Origin of the sequence: Streptomyces sp. ActVer, assembly GCF_027270795.1 — a bacterium.
In the GTDB taxonomy this organism is placed as follows: Bacteria; Actinomycetota; Actinomycetes; order Streptomycetales; family Streptomycetaceae; genus Streptomyces; species Streptomyces umbrinus_A.
Map to the genome: position 1 here is coordinate 1 of NZ_JAPWHT010000937.1, position 1,047 is coordinate 1,047.

General features: G+C 76.4%; 2 protein-coding genes. Both read right to left on the minus strand.

The genetic code is table 11. The features are described from left to right. Positions 1–855: S8 family serine peptidase (locus O3Q52_RS53465; RefSeq protein ID WP_269655598.1), on the minus strand; the 855-nt coding region annotated here is incomplete at its 3' end. Then, positions 852–1,047, minus strand: a 196-nt coding sequence (locus tag O3Q52_RS53470; RefSeq protein ID WP_269655599.1) for a hypothetical protein, incomplete at its 5' end; no start/stop codon positions are given. The genes O3Q52_RS53470 and O3Q52_RS53465, both read right to left, overlap by 4 nt.

The window sequence follows — 1,047 nt, forward strand, 5'->3', positions numbered from 1 at the left end:
CCCGAGGTAGTGGCCGTCGCCGCGCGGCCCGCCGGAGACCACCCCGGCGCCGGGTGCCACCAGGTCGATGGCGGCGGTCCGCAGCGCGTCGTCCGGGCGGACCCCGCCGGGAAGCATGTCGGCGACCGACAGCACGCCGGGTTCACCGGCCGGCCAGTAGAGCCGCGCCGGAATCTCGTCGGTGCCGGTCCGGGGCGGGTCAGGGGTGGCCGCGGCGACCACCACGGCCCCCTTCCGGCGGGCTTCGGCGACCGCACGGGTCAGCTCCGCGTCGCGGCGCGGCAGGGCGACCGCGACCGCGATCACTTCGGCCCCTGCCTCGGTCGCCTCGCGCAGTGCCGCAACGACCAGGTCGGCGTTCGCCTGTCCGCGCTGGTCGGTGCCGCGTAGGGCCAGGATCTTCGCACCGGGGGCGGCGCCGGTCAGGCGTGCGCCGCTTCCGCCGGTCCCGGCGATGAGTCCGGCGAGGAAGGTGCCGTGCCCGACGCAGTCGTCACCGGCCGCGCCCTGGGCGCTGACCCGGCCGTCGAGTCCGGCGGCGCCGGTCTCCACACCGGTGTCGATCAGGGCGACGGTCACTCCCGCGCCGACGCTGTACCCGTGCAGCCGGTCCAGGTCGAGGCGCTGGCGCGACCAGTCCTGCTTCTTGGCCTTCTCACGGGAGGCCGGGGTGCAGGCGGCGTCCGCGTCGAGCGCGGAGGGCATGCCGGGCAGTTCCTGGCCCTTCTTGCCGTCGGCCGTCGGCACCTGCGACAGCGGTACAGCCCGGGCCGGGACGGCGGCGGGCAGCAGCAGGGCGGCGACGCAGCCGACGCCGGACAGCAGGCGGGCGGTCCCGCGGGCTGACGCCTTCATCGGGGAGCCGCCTTCGGCGTCGCCGCGGCCACGTCCGCGGGGAGGAGGATGCGCAGGTCGTCCAGGGTGGGCGCGACGAGCGAACTGAGCCGTCCCGCCTGGCGGGTGACCATCGACTCGACGACCTGGCGGGCCAGGCGGGCGTTGCCGAATGAGCGGGCCCTGGGCAGCGAGGCGAAGTACTCCTTGAGC